This is a genomic window from Sorangium sp. KYC3313 (genome assembly GCF_052075895.1).
Lineage (GTDB): Bacteria > Myxococcota_A > Polyangia > Polyangiales > Polyangiaceae > Sorangium > Sorangium cellulosum_B.
In genome coordinates this window covers 3,917,789-3,940,714 of record NZ_CP197255.1, presented here as the reverse complement: position 1 = coordinate 3,940,714, position 22,926 = coordinate 3,917,789, and the positions used below count along the sequence as shown (strand labels likewise).

At 72.3% G+C, this 22,926-nt stretch carries 16 protein-coding genes; 2 read left to right on the top strand and 14 right to left on the bottom strand.

Annotated elements, in window-relative coordinates; translation table 11 throughout:
* Positions 1 to 54: 54 nt before the first annotated feature.
* The 4 genes from ACSRUE_RS15320 to ACSRUE_RS15305 form a co-directional block, all read right to left on the bottom strand.
* Positions 55 to 3,141 (bottom strand): hypothetical protein, encoded by a 3,087-nt coding sequence (locus tag ACSRUE_RS15320; RefSeq protein WP_441291640.1) that lies wholly within the window; start codon positions 3,139 to 3,141, stop codon positions 55 to 57.
* A 319-nt stretch (positions 3,142 to 3,460) separates the two neighbouring features.
* Entirely contained in the window at positions 3,461 to 4,513 is a 1,053-nt protein-coding gene (locus ACSRUE_RS15315) for a LacI family DNA-binding transcriptional regulator (RefSeq protein ID WP_441291639.1), read from the bottom strand.
* Positions 4,514 to 5,495: 982 nt separating this feature from the next.
* Entirely contained in the window at positions 5,496 to 8,330 is a 2,835-nt protein-coding gene (locus ACSRUE_RS15310) for a serine/threonine-protein kinase (RefSeq protein ID WP_441291638.1), read from the bottom strand.
* A 108-nt stretch (positions 8,331 to 8,438) separates the two neighbouring features.
* Positions 8,439 to 9,581: a DUF6268 family outer membrane beta-barrel protein gene (locus ACSRUE_RS15305; protein ID WP_437764892.1), complete on the bottom strand. Its 1,143-nt coding sequence runs from the start codon at positions 9,579 to 9,581 to the stop codon at positions 8,439 to 8,441.
* 100 nt (positions 9,582 to 9,681) lie between these two features.
* On the opposite strand from ACSRUE_RS15305, the gene ACSRUE_RS15300 reads away from it, so the two are divergent.
* Complete coding sequence (locus ACSRUE_RS15300; protein ID WP_441291637.1) at positions 9,682 to 10,344, top strand: TetR/AcrR family transcriptional regulator; 663 nt, start codon at positions 9,682 to 9,684, stop codon at positions 10,342 to 10,344.
* Positions 10,345 to 10,438: 94 nt separating this feature from the next.
* On the opposite strand, the gene ACSRUE_RS15295 is transcribed toward ACSRUE_RS15300, so the two are convergent.
* From ACSRUE_RS15295 to ACSRUE_RS15280, 4 genes are all read right to left on the bottom strand, one after another.
* Positions 10,439 to 11,173, bottom strand: coding sequence for a ferritin-like domain-containing protein (locus ACSRUE_RS15295; protein WP_437764890.1), 735 nt, complete (start codon positions 11,171 to 11,173; stop codon positions 10,439 to 10,441).
* The gene (locus ACSRUE_RS15290) at positions 11,170 to 11,868 is read right to left on the bottom strand and encodes a hypothetical protein (RefSeq protein ID WP_437764889.1); all 699 of its coding nucleotides are present in this window, start codon (positions 11,866 to 11,868) and stop codon (positions 11,170 to 11,172) included. Before ACSRUE_RS15290 ends, ACSRUE_RS15295 begins: the two co-directional genes overlap by 4 nt.
* A 231-nt stretch (positions 11,869 to 12,099) precedes the next feature.
* A complete protein-coding gene (locus tag ACSRUE_RS15285; RefSeq protein WP_441291636.1) occupies positions 12,100 to 14,859 on the bottom strand; it encodes a protein kinase domain-containing protein in 2,760 nt (919 codons plus the stop codon).
* Between the two features lie 380 nt (positions 14,860 to 15,239).
* Positions 15,240 to 16,175, bottom strand: coding sequence for an AraC family transcriptional regulator (locus tag ACSRUE_RS15280; protein ID WP_441291635.1), 936 nt, complete (start codon positions 16,173 to 16,175; stop codon positions 15,240 to 15,242).
* Positions 16,176 to 16,267: 92 nt separating this feature from the next.
* Between ACSRUE_RS15280 and ACSRUE_RS15275 the strand changes: the two genes are divergently transcribed.
* Complete coding sequence (locus ACSRUE_RS15275; RefSeq protein WP_441291634.1) at positions 16,268 to 17,149, top strand: NAD-dependent epimerase/dehydratase family protein; 882 nt, start codon at positions 16,268 to 16,270, stop codon at positions 17,147 to 17,149.
* 15 nt (positions 17,150 to 17,164) lie between these two features.
* On the opposite strand, the gene ACSRUE_RS15270 is transcribed toward ACSRUE_RS15275, so the two are convergent.
* From ACSRUE_RS15270 to ACSRUE_RS15245, 6 genes are read right to left on the bottom strand one after another with little or no spacing between them, the layout of a single operon-like run.
* The gene (locus ACSRUE_RS15270; RefSeq protein WP_441291633.1) at positions 17,165 to 18,433 is read right to left on the bottom strand and encodes an MFS transporter; all 1,269 of its coding nucleotides are present in this window, start codon (positions 18,431 to 18,433) and stop codon (positions 17,165 to 17,167) included.
* Positions 18,430 to 18,840 (bottom strand): hypothetical protein, encoded by a 411-nt coding sequence (locus ACSRUE_RS15265; protein WP_441291632.1) that lies wholly within the window; start codon positions 18,838 to 18,840, stop codon positions 18,430 to 18,432. The genes ACSRUE_RS15270 and ACSRUE_RS15265 overlap by 4 nt, the downstream gene beginning before the upstream one ends.
* Positions 18,841 to 18,842: 2 nt before the next feature.
* Positions 18,843 to 19,469: a YdcF family protein gene (locus ACSRUE_RS15260; RefSeq protein ID WP_441291631.1), complete on the bottom strand. Its 627-nt coding sequence runs from the start codon at positions 19,467 to 19,469 to the stop codon at positions 18,843 to 18,845.
* Between the two features lie 24 nt (positions 19,470 to 19,493).
* Positions 19,494 to 20,660 (bottom strand): DegT/DnrJ/EryC1/StrS family aminotransferase, encoded by a 1,167-nt coding sequence (locus ACSRUE_RS15255; protein WP_441291630.1) that lies wholly within the window; start codon positions 20,658 to 20,660, stop codon positions 19,494 to 19,496.
* A complete protein-coding gene (locus tag ACSRUE_RS15250; RefSeq protein WP_441291629.1) occupies positions 20,657 to 21,436 on the bottom strand; it encodes a WecB/TagA/CpsF family glycosyltransferase in 780 nt (259 codons plus the stop codon). The genes ACSRUE_RS15255 and ACSRUE_RS15250 overlap by 4 nt, the downstream gene beginning before the upstream one ends.
* Positions 21,433 to 22,815, bottom strand: coding sequence for a radical SAM protein (locus ACSRUE_RS15245; RefSeq protein ID WP_441291628.1), 1,383 nt, complete (start codon positions 22,813 to 22,815; stop codon positions 21,433 to 21,435). The genes ACSRUE_RS15250 and ACSRUE_RS15245 overlap by 4 nt, the downstream gene beginning before the upstream one ends.
* Between the last annotated feature and the right edge of the window lie 111 nt (positions 22,816 to 22,926).

Sequence of the window (22,926 nt, the reverse complement as noted above, 5' to 3'; positions counted from 1 at the left end):
CATGGCGGCAAGGGCTCTTCGATCTCGAGCATGGCGCCCTTCGCCCCATGGGTTTCAGGGATTGAACGTCGCGACGAAGATGTCGGAGCCGCCGGCGTGGCGGATGGGGCCGGTCCCGAAGTCGACCGCCGCGCTCGCAGCCCCTGTGAGGGCGATCACGCCGCTCGGCGAGATCGTGATGCCATGTGCGCTGGCGCCGAAGCCGAGGGTCCAGAGCTCGGCGCCGCTCGGGTCGAGCTTGGCGAGCCCGTCTCCGGCGACGACGATGTTACCAGCGGAATCGAGCGCGAGCGCGTCGCCGAAGGGGATCGCGTCGCTGAACACGTGGGCGCCCGCGGCGTCCAGCTTCAGGAGCACGGGGCCGGCGGGCAGCACGCCGCCGCCGAGATCGACGGTCCCGTCCGTGATGCCGGCCACGAGGACCTCGTCAGCCGCATTGACGGTCACCGACCAAGCCGCCTTTCCCTCGCCGCCAGGGGGGATCGACGGATCCGGCGCGAACGTGCGGCTCCAGAGCACGGCGCCGGTCGGGTCGCGCTTGCTGACCGTGAGATTCCCTGCGGCGGACTCCGGTGCGGTGACGGTCAGCGCGTTGCCGGCGCTGTCGATCGCGAGATCGGCGTTGTAGAGCGGGTGGTCGTACTCGTCGGGAGGGGGCGTGATCTTGTGGTTCCAGAGGACATCGCCGCCAGGGCTCAGCTTCAACAGGTAGGCACCGTCCGTCGAGACGTTGACGAAGACCAGGTAGGTGTTGCCGGCCGCATCGACGGCGATCCGCTCGGGATAGCTGAAGATTTCGAGCAGCCTTTCCGGCGGGGCGATGGGGGCTTGACTCCAGATGGAGTTGCCATCGCGGTCGAGCTTGGTCACGAAGGCTGCTGTATCAAAGTCCCGGTAGGGGGGCAGGCACTGGTTCAACACCATGGCGCCGCCCGGCGAGTATGTGCCGGCGAGCACGAGGTCGCCGTTGCCGTCGACGGCCATGACGAGCGGGCGGCCGCTGGGCAGGCGCTCGCTCCAGAGCGGCGCGCCCGATGGATCGAGCTTGAGCAGGAAGTGACTTCTGATGGGGGAGGTCAGAGGGCCCGCGCCGAAGTCGACGGTTCCTGTGAAGGCGCCGGTGACATAGTAGTTGCCTGCGGCGTCGCTCGCGATGTTCAGGCCCTCGTCGGCGCCGGTGCTGCCGAACCCGCGCGCCCACGACAGCATGGGGCAATGGGGGTCGCCGTCGCAGTTCTCGTCCTCCGGCGTGGAGCAGAGCTCCTCGGCAGGCGTCACCTCGCCCACGCAGGCGCCGAAGCCAAGGCCGTTGGGCCGGCAGGTCTGCGTCCCCGCAGCGCAGGGTCCGACGCCCCTGGTCCCGGCAGGGCCGGAGTAGCACGCGATGACCGAGCCCGGCACGCACGTCTCGGACGGGTCTCCGCCGCCGCTGCCGCCGCTGCCTCCTCCCTCGCCGCTGTCGCCGCTGGCCGGCGGATTGAATGTGGCAGCATAGATATCCCAGCCTTCTGTGTACTCGATCGGGCCGGTCCCGAAGTCCACAGGGCCGCTCACGACGCCGGTGACGGCGACCGCGCCGTTCGGGGAGATGGCCATGTCCGCTACAGAGGCCGCGAAGTCGCGCGTCCAGAGCTCGGCGCCGCTCGGGTCGAGCATCGTGAGCCCAACCCTGCCGAGGAAGATGTTGTCCGCAGGGTCGACCGCGATGTTGCCGGTGTGGAGGACGGGCAGGGTGAACACTTCCTCGCCGTCCTGATCCAGCTTGATGAGAACCCCCTCGGCCAACACGAGGATCTCGCCCGCCGAGTTGACCGCCACCTTGCCACGGAAGTCGTGGTCGTCCAACCTCCGGGACCAGAGCAAATCTCCATCCGGAGAGAGCTTTGAGACGTACGTGTAGAGGACAGTGTAGTCGCCATCGACGCCTGCTTTTTTCACTGTCACCACGTTGCCGGCGCTGTCGAGCGCGAGGTTCATCTGGAAGCTCGGGCTGCCCGGAGTGTTACGCCTCCAGAGGACATTGCCCATCGCGTCCAGCTTCACCACCGCTGTCACGTCCTCCAACCCGATGGCGAGGTACACGTCGTCGAGAGCATCGATGGCCATCTTCGTTGCCCAGGTAGCATACGGATAGTAGAAGCTGAATCCATCGCTCCAGATGTGATTGCCGTCGGGGTCGAGCTTGGCCATGAATTGCGCGGAACGATCGGGCGGAGCCGGCAGGGCGCACCCGCCGAAGCCGAGGTCCATGCCGATGCCAGAGTAGTTGCCCTCGTAGGTGCCGGCGATCAGGACGTTGCCGTTTCCGTCGATGGCCAGGGCATCTCCTGTCTCGGGGAAGGGGGTGCCGAAGCGCTTGCTCCAGAGCGGCGCGCCCGAGGGGTCGAGCTTGAGGAGGAAGATGTCGCTGTCACCGGCGCTGGTCAGAGGGCCGGTGCCGAAGTCGACCGTTCCCTCGAAGGCGCCGAAGATGTAGTAGTTCCCCATGGCGTCGACGGCGATGGTCGATGTGGGAAGGGTGGGCTCGATGCCGAAGCCGCGCGCCCAGGCGGCCGGTTGCGGGCACTGGGGGTCGCCGTCGCAGCTCTCGTCCTGCGGCGTGGCGCAGACCTCCGCAGCAGGGGTGATCTCACCCGTGCAGGGCCCGTAGCCGAAGCCGTCAGGACGACAGGTCTGCGTCCCGGCCGTACAGCGCCCGACGCCGTTGGTCCCCTCGGAGCCGGAGTAGCACGCGACGATGGATCCCGGCACGCATGTCGCCGGCGAGCCGCCGCTCCCGGTCGAGGTGCTCTCGTCGCCGCCGCCGTGGCCTGCGGAGCCGCCGCTGCCCGTGGCAGCCGAGCCGCCGCCGCCGTGGCCTGCGGAGCCGCCGCTGCCCGTCGCAGCCGAGCCGCCGCCGCCGTGGCCTGCGGAGCCGCCGCTGCCCGTCGCAGCGGAGCCGCCGCCGTCTCCTGTGGTTGCGGAGCTGTACCCGCCGCCGCCCGCGGCGCCGCCGCTGCTGCTGCTGCTGCTGCTGCTGCTGCTGCCGGGCGCGCTAGGATCGCATTCATTCGTGGGGCCGAAGGCGGCGAGGAGCAAGGCGGCGGAGGCACGCCGGTGAAGCCTGGAAGTCGAACCGATGGACTCGAACGATCTTGCCATGCCGCCTCTGATGCTCGAGGCAGACGCCGCATTCATGCCGCGAGCGAGCGACGGCGCGCGTCCAGGGAGCCGAGGGATAAGGAGACGCAGCCACAGCGCCGTCTCTCACCCCCGCGATGGCCATCGAACCGCCTGCGCGATCGGGCATCAACCATCGTGAGCGTCAACAAGCCTCTATGTTGCCAGCACATCTTGAGGATAAGGCATCACAAAAGCTATTCACCGGATACTCGCGCTCGCGACCTATCCGGCGCGTATCATCGCCAGGTCTCTGAACCGTGAGGGGATGCGCGCAGACGAGGCTGGCAGGCTGGAGCGCTCATCGGTTCCGGGGGATCGCGGCGGTGCTCTTGCGCAAGACCAGCTCGGCATCGACCACGACGCGCGAGCAGGAGCGGCGGCCGCTCTCGATCTGCCCGAGCAGCAAGTGGAGGCACCTGCGCCCCAGCTCGGAGAAGTCCTGGCGGACGGTGGTGAGCGGAGGCGTGAAGTAGGCCGCCTCCGGGATGTCGTCGAAGCCGACGATGCTGATGTCCCGCGGCACCGCGCGTCCGATCTCGTGGAGGTAGCGGAGCACGCCCAGCGCCATCTGGTCGTTGGCCACGAAGACGGCGGTGACGCCCGGCGTGCGCGCCAGCTGCGGGGCGAGCTCGTAGCCCGAGCGTGCGCTCCAGTCGCCGCGCAGGAGAGGCGGCGGCTCGACGCCCGCGGCCTCCAGCGTCGAACGCCAGGCGTAGATGCGCTGCTCGGCCTCGAGCGACTCGGTCGAACCGGCGATGTGCCACACCGCCCGGTGACCCAGGTCGAGGAGATGGCGGGTCGCGGCCGCCGCGCCGCCGTGCTGGTCGACGGCGACCACCGGGACCGAATCGTCCGGCCCCCCCTCGACGGCGACCACCGGCACGTCGGAGGTGACGTGGCGCAGCGCGTCCACCGCCGACCGCAGCGGGGCGATGATCATGATGCCGTCGGCGCCCTGATCGCACAGCCCCTTCACCGCATCCACCACCGGCGCCCGGCTGAGCGATTTCAGGCTGACGACGCTGACGCCGTACCCGGCGTCGTGCGCCGCCGCCTCGAGCCCGTGGAGCGTCGACGCCGGGCCGTAGTGCGTCGTGTCGAAGCTGACCACACCGAGCGTCCGCGAGCGCCCGGTGACGAGCGCCTGCGCCACGGAGCTCGGGCGGTAGTCGAGCTGGCGGATCGCGTCGAGCACGCGCTCCCGCGTGTCCCGATGCACGTGGGGGCTGTCGTGCAGGACCCGCGAGACCGTCTGGTACGAGACGCCGGCGAGCTTGGCCACATCGACCATGACGGCGGCCCGGCGCCCGCCTCGCTTGATGCGCCCCTCGGGAGGAGAGTTGTCGTCCATCGGGACCAAGCATAGTCGCGCGCGGGCGGCGGGGGAATGGTATCGACATCCACCACGACCGCGCCCCGGCGCCCGCCTCTCTCGAGGCGCCGCTCGAGCGGCGCCTTGCCATTGGCCGGGCCCGATCTCGGCGGCGGAGGGGCGGATCGGCGTGAACGTCCCCGGTCGGGCCTCGTCCTCCGGCTTTGCCCTGAGTGGGGCGTCAGCCGCCGGTGGTCGCGCCGCTCGCCTCGAGCCGGCCACGATCACCCCCCCGCACGCGTCGGCGACCCAACGCGCACCTGCCTTTCGCGCGCTTCGCGGTGGCGGCGGACAGGTCACCCGTGCCGTGGGCCTGGCAGCCAATGGCGTCGATGGGGGCGCCCGCCTCCTCGAGCCGGCCCGCATGTCACGGCGTGGTTACCTCGAAGGAAGCAACGTTCACCGAGCCGCCTGAAGACTGCGTGGCGTGATTGAAGATGCCGAAGCGACAGCCCAGGAAGTAGTGCCAATCCTTGTTCATGTCGAGCGTGTTGCCCAGGCTGGTGAATCGGGCGCCGTCCGCGCTGCAGGAGAATCGCGCTTGCTTGTGCTAACCGCCGGTTGCTAATGAAAAACTCTTGATAAATCGAAATGGCTTTGCGCGGACTATCCTCTCCTCTTCTGCCTCGCTTTCGGCCTGCTGGCGCTGGTTCTCGCCTGTTCCGGTCCTGTGCCACGTCGGCCGCCATCCCCGATTGTGCCGGCCGAGGCCAAGACGGTGCTATCGCTGCCGCCGCCGGACCCCCTGCCAGATCGCCGCGGAGCTGCGGAAGCTCGTCCCCGCGCGGCTGGACAAGGGCAGGCTCGATGGAGGTGGCGCCGTGATGTCGTTGGCGCCGTCGCGCTCGTCTTCGTCTCCGGCACCGGGATGCCCATCGCCGCGGGCCGGTGAGGCATCACGGCGGCTCGCCACGGCGAGCCCGACGGCACCCGCGGCCTCGGAAGCGGCCTCCCTGAGCGCTCACGACCGCGACGAGCGCGCGGCGCGCTCGTCCGCCACGCCCAGCGCGCGGGACGCCCCCTCCCGGATCCCGCGGAGCACCGCCTCGACGTCCCGCTCCGCGCCCAGCGCGAGCCCCCGGTCCGCGAGCGCGCGCGCGGCGGCCGGGTCGCTCCCGGCGAGCGCCTGCTCCGCCGCGTGCAGGTAGAACTCCACCGCGAGCCGCGGCTCGCCGCCCCGCTCGAAGTGCTCGGCGAGCACCTTGGCGTCGTGCTCTCCCGCCTGCAGCAGCCACTCGGCGGCGAGCCGGTGCCCGAGCGCGCGATCGTGGTCCGGCAGCATCGCGTAGCAGCCGTCGCGGATGAGCGCGTGCCGGAACGCGTACTCCTCCTCGTCCGAGAAGCGGCTCTGCTCGCGGCGCTCGAGCAGCTCGCGCTGGAGCATCCAGGGCAGCCAGTCCACCGCGAGCGTCGACCCGCCGGCGTCGCCGAGCAGGGCGAGCGCCCCGGTCTTCCAGAACGCCTCGCCGAAGATGCTCGCCGCCCGCAGCAGCCGCCGCGCCTCCGCGGGGATGGCCTCGAGCCGCGCCTCGACCATGCCCAGGATCGTCTCCGGCAGCCTGTCCGCGCGCCCCTCCGCGACCGCCCGGATGAGCTCCTCCAGGTAGAACGCGTTGCCGCTCGCGCGCTCGACGAGGCGCGCGACCTCGGAGGGCGGGAGCTCGTCGCCGAGCATCTGCCGCACGAGCTCCTCGGCCGCGCGGCGCGGCAGCGCGCCGAGCGTGATCTCGTGCACCTCGCTGCCCTCCCAGAGGACGGGGAAGACCTTCCGCACCTCGACCCGCGCCAGGTAGAGCACCGCGAAGGGCCGGTCGCGGAGCTCCCGGAGGACCCGCGCGATCAGCTTGAGCGACGCCGCGTCGCCCCACTGGATGTCCTCGAGCACGAGCAGGTAGGGCCCCGCCGCGCACGCCGCCTCCATGAAGTCGAGGTAGGCGAGCGGGATCTGGTCGGCCATCAGGGCCGGGCTCTGCCGCGCCTCGAGGAAGCTCGGATCCGCCTCGCCCGGGAACGGCGTGCCGACGATCTCGCCGAGGAACGCGGCGATCCTCGTCCTCTCGCCCGGCGTCAGCGCCTGGGCGCGGGCGACCAGCGAGAGGAGCCGCTCCCGCTGCGCCGGGGCGGGCTCGCCGCCGGTGATCCCGGCCGCGCCCCGGAGCGCGGAGCCGAGGAGCGAGAACGGCGAGCCCGCGCTCAGCGAGTCGCCGCGGCCGACCGCGACGATGAGCTCGGGGTGCCGCTCCCGCAGGATCTCGATGAGCTCGTACCGCAGACGAGATTTGCCGATCCCGGGCGGCCCGGTGATCAGGATGGCGCGGGGCTCGGGCCCGCCGAAGCTGTCTTCGAGGAGCTCGCGCAGGTTCCGGAGCTCCCTGTCGCGGCCGACGTAGGGGCTCGGCTTGCCGAGGAGCGTCCGCGCCGACCGGCCGACCTCGCGCTCCTGCAGCAGGAAGAACGAGCCGGGCCGCGCCGGCTCGATCTCGAACCGCGCGTCGAGCAGCGCACGCGTCACGTCGTCGATCCACACGGGCGCGGGCCTCCGCTCCGGGCGCGCGTCGCGCTCCGCGAGGGCGAGGAGCGCGGCCGCGCGGTCCATGACCGGGCCGACCGGGAGGCTGCCGGTGTGCTCGGCGCGGCCGGTCGTGAGCACGACGGAGGCCTCCGGCACGAGCTCGACGAGCGTGAGGGCGCACCGCGCCGCGCGCGCGGCCTGCAGGGCGGCGTCGCCGACGCCGGCGATCGAGAGCACGATCGTCCCGTCGGCGAGCGCGTCCACGCGGGCCCCGAACGGCTGCGCGCTCGTGTAGAGCTTCCTCGTGAGGTCGCTCGGCGCCGTGGCGACGAGCGTGCTGGCCGCGCTGTCGCAGGGCGAGAAGCGCGGCTCCCGCGCGGCCACCAGCGAGAGCAGCCGGAGCTCGCACGCCGTGATCGCCTCGTACAGGACGGGGGGCGCGGCCAGGCCGCTCGTCGGATCGCGCTCGAGGGCGTCGAGCGCGTCGACGACGGCCGAGCCGTCGCGCGGCCGCTGCTCCGGGTCCTTGGCGAGCATGCGGGCGACGAACTCGTCGAGCTCCTGCGGCACCTCGGGCCGGAGGTGCCGCACGCGCGGCGGGTCTTCCATGAGGAGCTTCGCGAGGAGGGCCATCACGTGCTGGCCCTGGAACGCGGGCCTGCCCGTGAGGCACTCGAAGAGCACGGCGCCGAGCGAGAAGATGTCGGCCCGCGCGTCGAGGCGGTCGCGCTCGCCGGTGGCCTGCTCCGGGGCCATGTACCCCGGGGTCCCCATCACCGAGCCGGTCTGCGTGAGCGCGCCGATGGTGCGCTTCATCCGGGCGATGCCGAAGTCGAGCACCTTGAGGCCGCCGACCTCGCCGCCGACGAGCAGCAGGTTGCCCGGCTTGACGTCGCGGTGGACGATGCCCCGCGCGTGCGCCGCCCCGAGCGCCTCGGCGGCCGCGCGGAGCAGGGCGAGGCTCTCCTCGAGATCGAGCTTCTGCCGGGCGAGGCGCTGCGCCAGGCTCTCCCCTTCGAGCCATTCCATGGCGAGGTAGGGCACCCCGTCGGGGGTGATGCCGTGGGCCACGTGCCGGACGATCCGCGGGTGATCGAGCTCGGCGAGGATCCGCGCCTCGTGCTCGAAGCGGTGCGCGGCGCTCCGGTCGGGCTGGCCGAGGAGCTTGAGCGCGACCTGCGCCCCCGTGGCCCGATCGACGGCGCGGTAGACCGTCCCCATCCCACCGGAGGCCGCGACGCGCTCGAGCTGGAAGCGGCTGTCGATGACCTCTCCCGGGCGCATAAGGCGGAGGATGCACCGGCGTCGAGCCGTCTTCAACGGTCCGGCGGGCACCCGCCGGTCGGTGTGCGGCTATACGCTCGCGCGGCGCGCCAGGCGGTGAGTCGCGCTTCAGCTCTTCGGGATGCGCCATGTCACGCCGGCGCGGAAGAAGAGCACGTTCGGGATGCTCTGCACGCCTGTGGGGATAGCATCGTCCTCGTCGTTCATCGGCTCGTAGCGACGGAACAGGCTGTGTCCCGCCTGGGCGGTCACCCACACCGACGAGAAGGCGCGCACGCCGAGGGTCACGCCCGCGGTCACGACCGAGTAGGCGACGTGATCGAGGCACAGCTCGGGCCGCGCCGCCCGCTCGTCCTGCTCGGCCGCCGGGTCGTCGGCTGGCAGGGCCGCGCACGGCCACGCCCCGGTGACGCGCGGGTCGCGCACGGCGTAGGCGTTCCCCGCCACGTCCGCGCGCAGGCCGACCTCGACGCGATCCGAGAACAGGAGCTTCGCCGACGCGAAGCCCGGCAGGAAGGCCTCGACGCGGAACCGGGGGCTCGGCGTCCACTCGACGTACGCGGCGGGCAGCGGGAGGAACGAGCCGAAGCTGTACGACGCGAGCGCGCCGCCGCCGAGGACGAGCTTCTCCGAGAGCGTGTGGGTCACGAGCCCGAGCGCGCTGACGCGGACGAGCCCGCCGTCGAAGGCCTCGAAGTCGCCCGCGAGCCCCGGCGCGACGCGCAGCGAGAGCGACCAGTCGTGGGGGAGCAGCTGGACGAACAGCACCGGGACGTCGACGGCGTGGAACGCCCGGAGCTCGTCGAAGCCCGGCGAGGCGCCGGCGTACGAGATCGCCTCGACGTGGTAGGTCGCCCCCGGGATGAGGAACGTCCTCTCCCCGAGGGGGATCGGCACGTTGGCGTTGACCTCGTACGACGAGATCTGCACCCGCACGGGGCGCGGGTCCTCGAGCGCGGCGCCCGGCATGTACTGCGCGCTCAGGTCCACGAGATCGGGGAGCTGGGCCCACGCCGCGCCCGGCGCGTGGACCGCGACGACCGCGAGCAGCGGCGCCAGGGCGACCGGCTGGCCGATGAACTTGAACCGGTGCCAGACGGGCGCCGCCTGGCCCTGCCCGAGCGTGTCGTCGCCGTGGAACCGCGCGGACGCGACCTCCTGATCGACCCCGCGGCGGCCCGACGCGAACCCGAGCGCCGCCGCGCCCCCCGCGACCGCCGTGTGGGTGAGAAACCTCCGCCGATCGAGCATCGGTGCACCCCCAGCGCCTGAAGAAACAAGTGATTGAAACATTCGTTTCAAGGATTGACGCCTGCCAGGCGCATCGTCAAGGTGTGTTTCAAACAATCGTATGAACGACCGTGACCCCCTCGCCCCTGCGGACGATCTCGATCCACGGCAGCGGCTCGTGGTCGCGGCGATCGATCAGATCGAGAAGCACGGCATCGGGCAGCTGACGGTGCGGAAGCTCGCGGCGGCGGCCGGCGTCAACATCGCCGCGGTGAACTACTATTTCCGGTCGAAGGAGGCGCTCGTCGCGGCGGCGCTGGAGGGGTCGATCCGGAACATGCTGTCGGACAGCGAGGATTTCCTCGCCCGGATGCCGGGAGATCCCCTGGAGGCGCTGAGCGGGCTGCTCGGCTACTACCTCGAGGGCGGGATGCGGTACCCGAACGTGGGCAGGGCGCTCCTGCACGACGCGTTTCACGCGGACGACTACAGCGGTCCTTTCCCGAAGCTCTTCGCGCCGGTGATGGAGCGCCTGCGCGATCTCGTCCGGGCGGCGGTGCCCGGGCTCGCGGAGCGGGCGGCGGCGCGCCGGGTGGTGGCGGCGCTCTCGGCGGTCTTCTTCCCGGCGTTCTTCGCGGGGCTTTACGAGGGGCTGAGCGCGCTCGGCTCGCCGGCCGACCGCCTCGCCTACGCGCGAGAGCTGGCGCGGCAGACGCTGGCGCCCGTCGCGGTCCCGGAGCCGGCGGCGCCCGAGCCCCGCGGCAGGCCGCAGAAGCGCGCGTGACCCGCGGGGAATCGCGGGCACCCGCCGGAGGGGCGGGCCTCGGCGACGGGGGCGTCGGCGCGGCGCGGGCGGGCGCGGGCGGGCGCGCGGGAGATCAGCAATCGAAGAAGCGGCGAAGCCCGGGGCGGATGACCTCCTCGATGGTCTCATCGAGCAACACCCGGGCTTTCAGGCCGCTGCACAGCCCGAGCTGCTCGCCGTGCGGCGGGGCGTCGTGGGCCGGCAGGTGCGCGTGCTCGTGCTCCACGAGGTGCCGGAACGCGACGGGCAGGTAGCGCTCGATCGCTTGCCGCTCCGCCGAGGAGAGATCCGGCGCGACCTGCTCGAGGAGGCGCCAGCCGAAGCGGGCGTGCCCGACCTCGTCGGCGTAGATGCGCGTCAGCAGATCGAGCAGCGGCCCGGGCGGCATCTCCAGCCGCTCCGCGCCGATGAGGGCCACGGCCACCGTCTCGCTCATGCAGCAGATGTGGATCACGTTGCGGAGCGCGGCGGCGCGGGCGGGCGCGTCGCGGTGCAGCGGGAACTCCGGGCGCTGCGGGACGCTCGCGGTCGCCGTCCCGCCGAGGGCCTCCACCACGGCGCCGCAGAGGATCCCGTGACGGCGCTCCTCGTCGGCGAAGCCCCGGCACGCCTCGGCGAGCTCCGGCGGGAAGCCCGCCGAGGCGAGCTGGCTCGCGAGCGCCTCGAACACGGCCGACGACCCGTGCTCGTTCACCATCCGCGCGTGCCAGGTGAGGATCGCCGACGGGAACAGCGCCGCGGGATACCCGCTCACGTCGAAGGCACGCGCGCGCGCCTCGCCGCGGAGATCGAGCGTCGCGGCGTTCATGCGACCTCCGACGGGGCATCATAGGCGTCGAGCGCCGGCGGGACCGGGGGGCCCCAGGGCGTGCAGAGCGTCTGCGTATAGAGCTCCGCCTCGGGAGCGACGACGTCGCCGAAACAGCAGCCGTGCCGGACGGTCTCGGCCTCTGTGTAGGCGATCGCGTCGGCGTCCACGCCCACGATCAGCGCCGTGCAGCAGTTCACGAAAGAGGCGTCTCCAGCGAGGGCCGCCCACTGCGACTCGGAGATCCCCGTCCCGGGGGCGGGCAGGCGCTGCGCCGTGTAGTCGAGGCAGCAGTCGAGCTCCGCGCGAGGGCGAGCCGCCGTGTCGTCGAGGTTCACCTGCTCGGCGCACGCGAGCCCGGTCGGCGTGGACGGCGCGCCGCCCGCGCCGCCCGCGCCGCCCTCGCCGCCCTCATCGGGCGTCGGAATGACCCCACTCCCCGTCGAAGCTTCCCCACCGCCGCCGGTCGTCGCCCCGACTCCGGCCGTCGCGCCGACTCCGGCCGTCACCCCGCCGCTGGCCGGAGCCGGGGCGTCCGGCTCCTCCGCCGGGATCTCCTCGTCGGGATCCAGCGGTGACGACTGCCCGCCAGAGACGTAACGTCCGCTGCAGCCCGCCAGGGCGCCGCAGGCCAGCGCTCCCAGCGCGACCCTCGCTGCTGCACGCAATGCTGCCCGTCTCGTCTCCTCACGCATAAGCTCTCCTCCAGCAAAATAGGCTGTTTGCCGCAGGGCGCGGCGCGGGCCGAGCACTCGGCCCATATGCACCAGGGTAGGCGCCCAGCACAGCGAAGAGAATCTGCATTTTCCGCACACCATTGAACTGAAATTCAGAACAATGGCGCCGCGGGATCGCTCCGTTGGACAAGCGGCACGGCATGGCCCCGGTCGAAGAGCGACGGACCCCGGCACGAAGAGCGGGAGCGGTCACTCGACCGGACCGCAGGCGATCGCCTTCATCCTCGCCCGCGTCTGCTCGGCGGTCACCGAGCGCGGGCTGGCGTTCCCCCAGCGCTCGATCACGCTCGCGTAGGCCTCGCACGCGCCGGAGATCTCGCCCATCTGCTCGAGGGCCTGACCGAGAAACCAGAACGTGCGGACGTACCTTACGGGCCAGCCCAGCATATCGCACGTCGTGACCGCCTTGCGAAGCGTGGGGATCGCATGGAGAGGCATGCCCGCGAGGTAAAAGACCGCGCCGACGTCCGCCTGGACCTCTTGCCCGACTTGATTGCTCATCAGCGCGGTCAGCGGCAGCGCGGGGACGGCCTCCGCCGCCTCCTCGGGGTGCTCGATCCACCGCGCGTAGGCCTGCACCGCGGCGGAGCGCGCGGGATCGGCCGCACCCTGCGCGCTCGACCGCGACAGGAGCTCGGCCACCTTCTCCTGGAACTCGGCCCTGGCGATGAGGCCGGCATGCAGCATGACCCGCAAGAGGTCCGGCGAGCCGCCGGCGCAGGCGCTGTAATTGTCAAGACACGTCTTGGCGATGTCCGCCGCCTCGCGCCTGCGATCGGTCTCGAGGTAGACATCGATGAGCGCGCGGACGACATCGGCGTGCCCCCTGGACTCCGCGCTGATGTACATGCGCGCCTGCCGTAGCTGTTCCTCGGCCTGCGAGAAATTGCCCAGGATCGCGTTCAGGTTCGACTCGTCGAGCAGCGCGGTGAAGCGCCGCTCCTTGTGCGGCAGCGAGACCCGGCTCTGCCGCATCGCCTCACGGACCGCGTCGAGAGAGCGCCCTTGCGCATAGCTCGACCACGCAAGCCTGCGAAAGATCAGCCGGCCCCTTCCGCTCGTCGTGGGCCGCGCGAGCCACAGGTCCTCCTCGACGTCCGCGCAGCGGCCGAGCGCGCTGTGGTGCTCGCTCCGGATCTCGTAACAGCTGGCCGCCGTGGGCGAGATCGCGAGGCACCGGTCGATGGCGGCAGCGGAGTCGTTGAAGCTCCCGAGCTGCCACAACGACTGCGCCAGCGTGGCCCATCCCTGTGCGTACTCGGGGTCGATCCCGATGACCCGCCTCGCCGCAGCGACGCTGGTATGGACGTCCGATCGCAGCGCGCAGCGCGCGAGGAGGGCCAGCAGCTCCGCGTCGCGATCATACGGGTGCTGCGCCGTGAGCGCGGCCAGCCGCTCCGCGCAGCGCGCCGTATCCGCGGGGTCGCGGCCGAGCGCGGGCTCCATGGCCGCAAGGAGCGCTCGATCGCGGGGGTCGAGCGCGACGCTCAGCTCCTCTGCGCGCTGATAGTGTTCCCGAGCTTCGGCGGGCTCCGGCGCGTAGATCGCGAGGCGAAGGTGCGCCTCGGCAAAGGAGTCATCGATGGAGATCGCCTGCCGCAGGCCGTCCACCGCCTTGCCCTCGTTGGCATCGCGAGCGGCCTTCAGCGCGGCGCTGTACAGGGCGAGCGCCGTAGTGATGGAGCGCGGCCCGGGAACGGTGGTCGCCCCGACCGGACGAGGCCCTCCGCGCAGCGCGAGCGCCCCAGCGATGACGGCCGCGAGCGCCATGGCGAGGCCGATCTTCCAGGCCGCCGCCCGCAAGCCGAGGCGCCTTCCGGTCGAGCGGAGCTCATCGCGGCGCGCCGCGGCGCCGAGGCGCTCGGTCGCGCCCAGGGGGTCCACCACGTCCCCATCCGCCGCCTCGCCGCCCGGCGCCCTGGGCGGCTCGGAGAGGCCCAATGCGGGCGGCTCCGGCGCGCCGAAGCTCGGCGCCGCGCCCTGCGCGAACGGCGCGAGCGCGCGAGCGACCTCGCTCAGGTCGGAGAGCCGAGCCTGGCGGTCCGTCGACAGCAACCGGCCAACCACCCTGGCGAGCTCCCGGGGCACGTCGGGCGCGACCTTCTCCAGCGGGGGAATCGCGCCTGTCACGATGATCTTGAACACCTGGCCGGCGTTGTCGGCCCGGGTCGGGAGCACGCCCGAGAGGCATTCGTAAAGGATGAGGCCGAGCGACCAGTTGTCGGTACGGTGATCGATCTGCCGGTCTCCGAACGTCTGCTCCGGCGACATGTAGCAGGGCGTACCAAGCCTCGTCCCGCTCTCGGTGAGCCCCGTTGTCTGGGCGTCCTGTCCGCTCGTGGCCGTCAGCTTCGCGATGCCGAAATCGAGGACCTTGACCCGCTCGCTCGATCCGTCGACAAGGAAGATGTTCTCCGGCTTCAGGTCGCGGTGGACGATGCCCAGCGCGTGCGCCGTCCCGACGGCGGAGATGACCGGCAGGAAGATGGAGGCTACCTCGCCGAGGGGCAGCCTCGGCTCGCGACGCAGCCTGCTTGCGAGCGACTCACCGGACAGGAGCTCCATGACCATCACGGGCGCCCCGCTCTCGATCTCGACGTCGTGAACCTCGACGACGTTGGGGTGGCGGACGCTGCTCGCGAGCTTCGCCTCGCGCAGCAGGCGCATGCCCACCGCGCCGCGCACGGCCCCGCCCTTCACGAACTTGAGCGCGAACGGCCTGCCAGTCAGCGTGTGGCTCGCGGCCCAGATCACGCCCATGCCCCCTTCACCGAGCAGCCGATCGAGCCGGTACCGGCCGGCGACGACGGCACCTGGACGCCACGCAGGCCGTGCGCGCTCGTCGCCTCCGCCGCGCTCGTCGCCCTCACCCGGCAGAGAGTCTTTTCCCGCAGCGGGTTGGGTCGCCTCGAGGCCCTGCGTCAGGTCCGCTCTCGATGCGATACGCACGGCAACCTACGCTACCCGACCGGCTCCCCCTGTCCAGATCGGAAACGAACGCGCCCGACGTGCTGTCCGCTCGACAGGAAGGCGGTAAAGCGAGGACACGTTTGCAAGCGCAAGAATCTTCCCGCATCCCTGCAAATATCTCTGGGCAGCGAACAGCACCACAATGCGCCCGACGGCAAATCGCCCCCGCCCTTCTTGTTCAATTTGCCCGCTGAAAGGGCTGCAAGTGAAGGAATTTCTCAGTCTCTCCACAGCTCGTCGCGCATGCGTCCCGATCCATCCGCTCGCTCCACGGCTGCCGAGCCATAACGCCGTGGCTCCAAGGACATCGTCTCACCAGATAGCGCGGTCGACCAAAGAGACGCAGCGCTCTCTGAAGCTCAGTATCCCGGCTCGCGGTCCCCGGCTCGGTACGCCCCCGGCGGGACCCCGACCTCCCGGCGAAACGCGACGTTGAAGGCCGCCTCGTCCTGGTACCCCACGGACGACGCCACCTCGGCGAGCGCGAGCCCGGGGCGCTCTCGCAGCGTCTCCTTCGCCAGCTCCATGCGCCAGCGCGTCAGGTGACGGAGCGGGCCCTCTCCCACGTGCTCGCGGAAGGCGAGGGCGAAGCCCGAGCGGCTCATGCCGGCCTCCCGCGCGAGCGAGGCCACGGTCCACGCGCGGGCCGGGGCCTTGTAGAGCGCGTCCAGAGCGCGGGCGACGCGCTCGTCCGCGAGCGCCGCGCGGAAAGAGCCAGGAGGCGCGGGGCGCTCGAGCTCCGCGCGGATGGCCTGCAGGAGGAGCAGCTCCGCGAAGCGAGCGGCCATGACCGGCGCGCCCGGCCGCCGGTCGCGCACCTCGTCGCGAATACCGTCCAGGAGCCGGCCGAGACCGGGCACCGGCTCCCCGGCCCCGCCGTCGAGGAGCACCACGGAGGGCAGCGCGCGGAGCAGCAGCGACCGCCCGGCCCCCGCGACGTGCATGGCGGCGCAGAGCACCACCGTCCTCGCGCCGTCGCCGCCCAGCCGGCGCCGCACCGTCTGCGCGCCCGACCGAGGCGGCGAGAGCCAGCGCTCCTCGTCGACGACGGCCGCCCCCGGCCGGTGCCGCAGGCAGTGCGGGACGCCGTGCGGCATGAGCAGCAGATCGCCCTGGCCGACGCGGATCTCTCGGCCGCCGAGCTCCAGCCACATCTCGCCTTCGAGGAGGTGGTGGAGCAGGACGATCTCCCGGCGGCCGATACGAGCCCCCCACGGCGCGCCGAGCTCGACGCGGCCGAAGAGGCTGGTCTCGATGCGCACGTGGCGGAGCAGCGCTGTCAGGACATCGGGCATTGGACGATCACAAAAGAGCGCTGGACGCTATCACATGGAGGGTCCCCCGGTCCGTCGCCATGGTTCAGCCACCGAGTCACGAGGAGGCAACCATGGACGTTTTCATCACCGGCGCGAGCGGCTTCATCGGATCTGCGGTCGCCCGCGCCCTGGTCGCGCGCGGCCACCGGGTGCGCGGGCTCGCGCGCAGCGACGCGTCGGCAGCGAAGGTGCGGGCCGCTGGCGCGGAGCCGATCCGGGGGAGTTTATCGCAGGTCGACGTGCTCGCGCGCGCGGCGGCGGCCGGCGACGGGGTGGTGCACACCGCGGCGACGACAGGAGAGGATCGCCCGGCCACGGACGAGGCGGCGGTCACGGCGATGCTCTCGGCGATGAGCGGCGGCGTCTTCATCACGACGACCGGGGCGCCGCGCGCGCGCTCCTCGCGGGTGCCCGTGCCGGAGGAGGAGAGCGTCAACCCCGGCGGAGCGCTCGAGTGGCTCGTGGCGGCCGAGTCGCGCGTGCTCGGCGCGAAGGGCGTCCGCGGCCTGGTCGTGCGGCCGCCCATCGTCTATGGCGACGGCGGAGGCCCGGTGGCAGGCCTGGTGCAGGGCGCGCGCGCCGCGGGGGTGGCGCGCTATATCGATGATGGCGAGAACCGCTGGTCCACCGTCCACGTGCGGGATCTGGCGGTGGCCTACGCGAGGCTGCTGGAGTCGGACGAGAGGGGCGTGTTCCATGCCGCCGAGGCGGCGCCCGAGCCCATGGCGGCGCTCTTCGCGGCGATAGGCGACGCCGCCGGGGTCCCCGTGGGCTCGTGGAGCCTCGCGGAAGCCCTCGCAGCGCACGGCCCCATCGCCGGCTTCCTGGCCATGGACGCCGCCCTCGACGCGACAAGGCTGCGCGGCCTGGGCTGGTCCCCGGAGATCGGAGAGGCGCTCGGAGGCATCTGCGGCGCCTTGCGCGACCCGGCGCAGGGGTATCGCGCGCAATGAGCCGCGCCGCAGGCTTCAGGGCAAAGCGCCGTCGCGCGCGGCGCTCACCGCCGCCGCCTCCCCTCCTCGCCTGCTGTCGAGGGTGAGCAGCACGAGATAAGAAAAGGCACAGACAACCAGGCTCCCGAACACGAGCATCGGCAGCGAGTAGGCCAGCCGCTCCAGGCCCGCTCCCTCGATCAGCTTGCCGGTGAGGGCCGGGAGGACCATGCCGCCGAGGCTGTCGCCGACCAGCACGAGCCCGGTCACGAACGCCGTCATGGGCACGATCTGCCCCGTGAGCGTGAAGCCGCTGGGCCAGAGCGGCGCCATGAAGAGCCCGAGCCCGAGCGAGACACCCCACAGGAGCGCGCTCGAGGGCGGCAGGAGCAGCATCATCGCGGACAGCACGAGACAGCCGCCCAGCCCCACAGGGATGACCTGGCGCGGCGTGAAGCGGATCGCCACCGGGATCGAGAGCAGCCTCCCGATCGTGAACGAGAGCCAGAACCCCGAGGTGAGGTACGCGGCCCCGGTCGCCGAGACGACGCCCAGCGTGAGGGCATAGGTGTAGATCCAGCTCCCGAACGAGATCTCCCCGCCGACGTAGGCGAACAGGTACAGCACCGCGACGAGCACCGGAAGGAGGGGCAGCGCGCGATCCGCGCCCTTCGCCGCGGCGTCCTTCTCGGCCTTTTCCTTGGGCTCGGGACAGTGTCGCATCGAGAGCATGCCCAGGGCGACGAGCGCCGAGAAGGCGGCCACGGCCCAGTACGCCGCGTGATAACCGCCCCAGGCGCCCGGGACGCGCGCGACAAGGAGCGGCGACAGGAACGCGCCCAGCCCGAAGCAGAAGTGCAGCCCGTTCATGTAGGGGCTGACCTTCTCCCCGTGCGTCCAGAGGAGCAGCGCGTTCGCGCCCGTGTTGACGAGCCCCTCCGCGAGACCCCGGCAGAACGCCACGACCACGAGCAGCCATAACCACGGGACGGCCGGGATGACAGCGAGGCACGCCGCGGCGATCAGGTGCGCTCCCCCGAGCAGGGTGTGCCCGTGCACGCGATCGAACAGCTTGCCTCCCCAGAGCGTACCGAGCGTGTAACCGACCCCCCCGCCGAGGAACAGCGAGCCCATGTCCCCGACGCTGGAGCCCGTCTGCCGCGCCAGGTCCGGCAGGGTCGGCCCGGTGATCGCCGTGATGAGGCCCAGGCAGATGAAGAGCCCGTAGTAGCCGGCCGTCTGGCGCAGCGCCCTGTCGCTCCACCGGCTCGAGATCGGACGCTCCTCAACGGCTGCAGTGCTCATCGCTTCGCTCCTTTTACCCGATGCGGGGACTCATGTGCCGGCCCCGGCGCGGCAGGGGATCCGGGGAGATCGTCGGCGCGCGAGGCGCTCGCCGCGCGCTCCCGCTCGTGCTCGACGCGCCACGACTCGAAGGCCAGCGCCTGGAGCGCGGAGAGGACGAGGACGGAGACGTCGGTGTTGACGTAGAGCCAGATGAACCCGAGCCCCAGGCCGCGCACGAGCAGGGCCACCGCCGCCCCGACGGCGACGTTGCCGCCCCAGAACAGGAGGCACACGCCCACGCAGCGGATCGCGCGCCGGAGCGCGGGCCGGAGGAGCCCGGCGCGCATCCCCCGGCGGCGCCCCGCCGCATAGACAGCGCAGGACGTGGCGGCGACGACGCCCAGGATGTAGAGCGCGTCGGGCATCGCTACGCTCCCCCGTGGAGCCGCGACAGCGCGCGCGCCGCGAGCTCCTGGAGCAGCCGGCCGATCGCCGAGAGGCGCTCCCCCGGGATGTTCGACGCCGGCGACCCCTCCGGGACGGGCGCGGCGAGGACCTCGAAGCCCGCGCGCTCGAAGAGCCGGCGCGCGCGAGCGATGCGGTGCGCGCCGGTGACGAGCAGGATCCTCCTTGCGCCCCTGGGCAGCAGGAGCTCCGCGCTGCGCTGGGCTTCCACCGCGGTCGTCAGCCCGCGCGGCTCCGTGAGCAGGGCCGACGCGGGGACGCCGAGGCCCCGCGCGAGGCGAGCGCGCGACTCGGCCTCGCTGGCCGGCCCGTTGCGGCTGCCGAGCATCAGCACGAGCGGCGCTCGCCCCTCACGGTACAGCGCGACGGCCTCGACGGCGCGCCGGAGGGAATCCTCCGGGAGCCGCCCGTCCGGATCGACGTCCGCGCCGAGGGCGACCACCGCGTCGGCCTGCCCTGCGTCGGGCGCCGACGCCATCCAGCGATCGAGCGGCGCGGCGGCAGGGGTGAACGCGGCGACCGCGAAGGCCATGAGCCCGATCACGCCGGCCGCGGTGCTCAGGCGGTCCCACGCTCCTTCCATGCGCATGGCGTCGGATCCCTGGAGCCGCCCCTACGTGGCGCCCAGGAGCGCGGGCCTCGAGGAGCGCGCGGACGGCCGCCGCGCCTCCAGCTCCTCCGCGACGCCGTGGATGGCGGCCTCGACGCGATCGAGCGTCTCCTCGCTCATCCGCCCGTGCAGGGGCAGGCAGACCTGGCCCGCGCAGAGCCGGTCCGTGTTCGGGAGGGCGACGCCCGCGGGGAAGCAGTCCAGCGCGTGCAGGGGCGGGTAGAAGTACCGGCGCGCCTCGACGCCGCGCCGCGCGAAGGCCGCGATGACGTCGTCGATCGGGGCGTCGATCAGCCCGACGCCGAGGTTCTGCCCGTTGGGGTTCACGCCCGGCGGCACGCGCTGGGTGCGGTACACCTGCGGGTGCCGCGACAGGGCCGCGCGCAGCCGGTCGAGGTACGTCCGCCTGCGGGCCAGCGCCTCCGGGAGCCGGCGGAGCGACGAGAGCGCCAGGGCGGCGCGCAGCTCGTCCAGCTTGGCGTTCATCCCCGGGACCGACGCCGAGAGCGGCTGCGCGAGCCCGTGGTTGCGCAGCCGGCGCATCGCCGCGCGGACCTCCCGGTCCGGGGAGACGACCACGCCGCCCTCCGCGGCCACGAGGACCTTGGTGGCGTGCAGGGAGTAGGTCGTCGCGGTGAGGAGCGCCTCGGCCTCGCGGCTCGCCGTCTCGGTGCCCATGCCGTGCGCGTCGTCGTAGATCACGGCCGCGCCCGCGCCGCGGGCCTCGCGCGTGATGGCGGCCAGATCGGGCGGGACGCCGAACACGTTGACCGGGAGGACCAGCGTCGCGCCGTGCTCCGCGAGCAGGCGGCGCAGGTGCCCCGGATCCAGCGTCCAGGTCTCCGGGTCGATGTCGCAGAAGACCGGCTCGAAGCCCGCGTGCACCGCGGCGTTGAGCGTCGCGATGAAGGTGAAGGCCGGGAGGATCGCCTTGCCCCGCCGCACCGCCGCGGCCTCGATGGCGAGGCTGATCGCGACGGCGCCGTTCGAGACGGCCACCGCCTCCTCGACGCCGAGGAACGCCGCGATCGCCCGCTCGAAGCCCTCCACGAGCGGGCCGCCGTTGCTGAGCCGCCCCGAGCGCAGGACGTCGGCGATCTGCGCCGCGATCGCGTCCGGCTCGTCCACCTGCGGCGAGACCATGGGGATGAAGGGTCGCTGGTCGCTCATGCTTGTCTCTCCGGCCGAAGGCGCTGGTGGACGACGCGGCCGATGAACTCCGGGATGCCGAGCAGGTACCGCCGCCAGAGCCGCCGCGGCTCGACCGCCAGGCGGTAGAGCCACTGGACGTGGCTCCGGCGCACCCACTCGGGCGGGTACGCGACGGCGCCCGCCACCTGATCCAGCAGCCCCCCCATACACCAGGTGGCGCGCACCTGGAGCGCCGCGAGGTGCTGGCTCACCCAGAGCTCCTGCTTGGGCGGGCCGAGGCCGACGATGAGCAACGCGGCGCCCGAGCCGTTGATCTGTCGGACCACCGCCGCCTCCTCCTCGGGGGCGAAGTACCCGTGGTGAACGCCGGCGATCCGGAGCCCCGGGCGCTCCGCGACCAGGCGGCGCGCGACCTCGTCGGCGATCCCGGGCGCGCCGCCGAGCAGGAAGACCGAGGCCCCGCGCTCGGCGCAGAGGTCCACGATCCGGCCCAGCTCGATCGGGCCCACGTTGATCCGCTCCGGGCACGGCCCGCCCAGCAGGCGCGCCGCCCAGACCACCCCGATGCCGTCGGCGTACACGACGTCGGCCCGGGAAACCGAGGCGCGGTACGGCGACTCGCGCGCCGCCAGCGTGGCGCAGTAGGCGTTGACGTAGGTGTAGTAGTCGGGCCTTTCGCGCTCCGCCCGCAAGGCCTCGTCCAGGCGGCGCAGCAGCTGCTCGAAGGAGAGCCGCGTGACGGGGACGCCGAGGACGTCGACCCGGGGCGCGGTCGAGGGCGCAGCGGCGGTCATGCCTCTCCCCTGGCCGGCGCCACTTTGTCCTGCGCGCTGATGAACGCGCGAGGATCGCTGACCGGGGCGCGATCGACGACGGGCCGCGCCTCGTCGGTGCCGAACATCGCGACGTAGTCGCCGTGGAACCCGTCGCAGATGTCGCGGAGCGCGCAGCGCTGGCACCCCGCGCCCTTCTGGTAGCCGTTGTGCTCGACGCGGTTCAGCGCGTCGTGGCGGTAGGCCGCGTCGCGATCCCCGCGGCGGCGGAGGAGCCGGTACGACAGCCCTTCCAGCTTCCTCATCACGGGGCCGAGCCGCGGGTCCGTGTCGGCGCGGAGCATCCGGCCCCGGAGGTCGATCGCGTCCGCCAGGCGGAGGAGCGGCTGCCGGAGCCGGCCGAGGCGCGGCCGCGCGCCGAGCGGGACGGGCGGCGACACGGCGCCGGCCCGCATCCGCTGCGGGCCCTTGTTGGTCCAGGTCCAGCTCGCGAAATCCCACTCGTGCGGGTCGTACGAGAGCTGCTGGTAATTGTACACCGACGGCCAGTGGCGCTCGGGGACGATGCAGTGGGGCAGGTACCGGACGTTCGCCTCCACGCCGGCTTGCGCGAGCACGTCCAGGGCCTCGTCGAGCGGGCCCCGCAGGTCGCCATAACGAGGCACGTTCTCCGCCGTGCGGGCGCCCTGCTTGCGCTGATCCGCGAACGGGTTGAAGGCGAGGAAGTTGACGGCGCGCGCCCCCAGCTCCACCGAGAGCCTCGCGATCGCCGGCAGCTGCGGCACCGCGAGCTTCGACATCACGCAGTTCACGCGGAACGGCACGTCGAGCGCGATGAGGTGGTTCAGCGCGCGCATCTGGCGCACGTGCGCGCCGCTCACGCCCACGGCCAGGTCGTGCGCCTTCCCGAGCCCCTGGACGCTGACCAGGAAGTCGGCCACGCCGGAGTCCTTGAACTGCTGCGCCTTGTCGCGCTTGTCGAGCACCAGCGCGTTCGTGATGAGCGTCGGCGCGAGGCCGATCCCGGCGCAGTACCGGATCAACGCATGGATGTCGCGCCAGATGGTCGGCTCGCCGCCCTGGATGTCGATCGCGTCGTTCCCGTAGAACTCGACGAGGGTCCGGCAGATCTCCTGCGCCTTCTCCAGCGACATGAACGGGTGCTCGGGGTGCTCCTTGTCCTCGATCCGATCGAGGAAGTAGCAGAAGTGGCAGCGCAGGTTGCACGTCTGCCCGAGCCACAGCACGCCGCGCCGCGTGAGCTCCCGGGTCTGGCCCTGGGGCCGCGGCGCGACCGCCGGGCGCGTGGCCGGCACCGCCAGGGCGCGGGCTCGTTCGAGCAGGATCTCCGGCGGCTCGATGTCCGCCGAGACCAGCGACTCCTTTCGCCTGAGCTGCACCAACGAAACGTTGCCATCCGTGCTGGTCTTCACGTGGTCCTCTCCTGACTTGGATCCTTCACGCGCGGCGCGGCGCCCCGCCGCTCCACGTGACCGCCGACGGGAAGTTGA

What these genes read in the sequence shown, in the direction of transcription:
- ACSRUE_RS15290 (WP_437764889.1), bottom strand. Translation starts at nt 11,868, where the DNA reads ATGCGTGAGGAGACGAGACGGGCAGCATTGCGTGCAGCAGCGAGGGTC.
- ACSRUE_RS15305 (WP_437764892.1), bottom strand. Translation starts at nt 9,581, where the DNA reads ATGCTCGATCGGCGGAGGTTTCTCACCCACACGGCGGTCGCGGGGGGC.
- ACSRUE_RS15270 (WP_441291633.1), bottom strand. Translation starts at nt 18,433, where the DNA reads ATGAGCACTGCAGCCGTTGAGGAGCGTCCGATCTCGAGCCGGTGGAGC.
- ACSRUE_RS15295 (WP_437764890.1), bottom strand. Translation starts at nt 11,173, where the DNA reads ATGAACGCCGCGACGCTCGATCTCCGCGGCGAGGCGCGCGCGCGTGCC.
- ACSRUE_RS15315 (WP_441291639.1), bottom strand. Translation starts at nt 4,513, where the DNA reads ATGGACGACAACTCTCCTCCCGAGGGGCGCATCAAGCGAGGCGGGCGC.
- ACSRUE_RS15265 (WP_441291632.1), bottom strand. Translation starts at nt 18,840, where the DNA reads ATGCCCGACGCGCTCTACATCCTGGGCGTCGTCGCCGCCACGTCCTGC.
- ACSRUE_RS15320 (WP_441291640.1), bottom strand. Translation starts at nt 3,141, where the DNA reads ATGGCAAGATCGTTCGAGTCCATCGGTTCGACTTCCAGGCTTCACCGG.
- ACSRUE_RS15280 (WP_441291635.1), bottom strand. Translation starts at nt 16,175, where the DNA reads ATGCCCGATGTCCTGACAGCGCTGCTCCGCCACGTGCGCATCGAGACC.
- ACSRUE_RS15310 (WP_441291638.1), bottom strand. Translation starts at nt 8,330, where the DNA reads ATGCGCCCGGGAGAGGTCATCGACAGCCGCTTCCAGCTCGAGCGCGTC.
- ACSRUE_RS15255 (WP_441291630.1), bottom strand. Translation starts at nt 20,660, where the DNA reads ATGAGCGACCAGCGACCCTTCATCCCCATGGTCTCGCCGCAGGTGGAC.
- ACSRUE_RS15275 (WP_441291634.1), top strand. Translation starts at nt 16,268, where the DNA reads ATGGACGTTTTCATCACCGGCGCGAGCGGCTTCATCGGATCTGCGGTC.
- ACSRUE_RS15250 (WP_441291629.1), bottom strand. Translation starts at nt 21,436, where the DNA reads ATGACCGCCGCTGCGCCCTCGACCGCGCCCCGGGTCGACGTCCTCGGC.
- ACSRUE_RS15260 (WP_441291631.1), bottom strand. Translation starts at nt 19,469, where the DNA reads ATGCGCATGGAAGGAGCGTGGGACCGCCTGAGCACCGCGGCCGGCGTG.
- ACSRUE_RS15300 (WP_441291637.1), top strand. Translation starts at nt 9,682, where the DNA reads ATGAACGACCGTGACCCCCTCGCCCCTGCGGACGATCTCGATCCACGG.